Source organism: Clostridium punense, assembly GCF_017874425.1.
Classification (GTDB): domain Bacteria; phylum Bacillota; class Clostridia; order Clostridiales; family Clostridiaceae; genus Clostridium_J; species Clostridium_J punense.
Genome location: NZ_JAGGLL010000089.1, coordinates 1 through 1,692, shown reverse-complemented (window position 1 = coordinate 1,692; position 1,692 = coordinate 1). Strand labels below are relative to the sequence as shown.

1 protein-coding gene is annotated in these 1,692 nt (G+C 30.4%); it reads right to left on the bottom strand.

Annotation, left to right across the window (positions count from 1 at the left end; all coding sequences use genetic code 11):
* Window positions 1-131 precede the first annotated feature (131 nt).
* Window positions 132-1,592, bottom strand: coding sequence for an IS1182 family transposase (locus J2Z44_RS21340; protein WP_209650060.1), 1,461 nt, complete (start codon window positions 1,590-1,592; stop codon window positions 132-134).
* Window positions 1,593-1,692: the final 100 nt, after the last annotated feature.

Below are 1,692 nucleotides of genomic sequence, written 5' to 3'. Positions count from 1 at the left end.
GAGGGCACTGAAAAACATCTTGTTTTTCAGTGTTCTGCCTTTTAGATAATAAAAAAGACATGAGTATAATCCATTTTATGGTACATACTCATGTCTTTTTTCTATCATAGCTTAATACTAGGTGTCATTTATTACTTACTTAGACTTAATATTCTCTTTAAGTTAACAGTGAAAATTGTTAATGCACCTTGCATTTGCATACCAATAAGACCTGAGGCAGATGCTACATCGTACCCATGTCTATGCTTCATTTCACTATTTTTAGCCTCTATTTTATATCGTTCTTTTGCCTTTTCTTTAAAATATTCGGTTTCTTGATACTCCATATGCTCTTTATGTGTATTATTCTTAATAGAAACAGAATATGATTTTGTTTTTGAACCTTCTTTATAACAACCATTTCTTTTAGGACAACATTTACATTTCTCAACGTCAAAATAGTACGATAGTACTGTACCTTGTCCATCTTTGGCATGTTTTTTAGGCCTTGTACTACTTTTCTTAATGCTCATATGTCCTTCTTCGCATACATACATATCAGCATCTTTGTTATACTCAAACTTTGTTTGAGATAATCTACTATTTCCATGAGATACTGACTTACTAAGCTTTGCAATTAGATTTTTATTATTTTCTTTTATATATTCTATGTTTTCCTTCTCAGAATAGGCTGTATCTCCAATAACATTTTCAACTTCTAAGCCAGCGGCTTCGCTCTTTTCAATAAGTGTTCTAAGTTGTTTTCCATCATGTTTTTCTCCAGAAGTAACAACAGCAGCAGTAATGATACGCTCTTCTGTCATTGCCATATGAGTTTTATATCCAAAGAAAGATGTATCCGCAGTTTTGTGACCTACTTTTGCGTCAGCATCTTTTGATAGCGCTAATTGTTCTAAGTCATCTTCAATTGTTTCTTTAAGTAAGTTTAAACTTTCTTTTACCGATGGATAAGCTGAAATAACTTCATTTTTTTCAATAACAGTTATTAATTTTTGACAGTATTCAATCTCATCCTCAAGAATACCGTTATTTACTTTTACAGGAAAATTTGTCTTTAAAGACTCATCTATGTTATAAACAGCTTTACGAAGTTTTTTAGATTGCTCAATTAAAACTTCTCTAGGTGTTTTTTGATTGTACTTAGCTTTTGTGTGAGTAGAATCTACAATAATTGATTTTGATTTTATAATATTCTTTTCGATTGCTATCTCTACTGTTTTAGAAATTAGCAAATCTAGTAAATTAGAATCCTTTAAGTGTAGCTTTCTAAACTTAGTTAAAGAGCTTGGGTTAATTACTTCCTCCTCCGGAGCCATATCTAAAAAATACTTAAAAGACATATCATATTTTGAGCGTTCAACGACATCTTGATCAGAAATATTGAAAATAGTTTTTAGTAAAAGGTATTTAAACATTCTTATTGGATCAATTGCTCCGCGACCGTTGTTAGCACAGTACGTAGAAACTAATTCATCGTAAATAAATGAAAAGTCCACCATTTCCTTTATCCTTCTCAGCATATTATCTTTTGGAATAATTTTGTCATATATATCAGCATATTGGCTCAATATCATTTTTGGTTGCATTAACATAAAATCACCTTATTCTAAAAAGTCTTTACTTTATATATTCTACATAAAAGCTAAAAATCCTTTTTGAAAAAGAAAAAAAGGTCACTTTTTCAGTGACCTC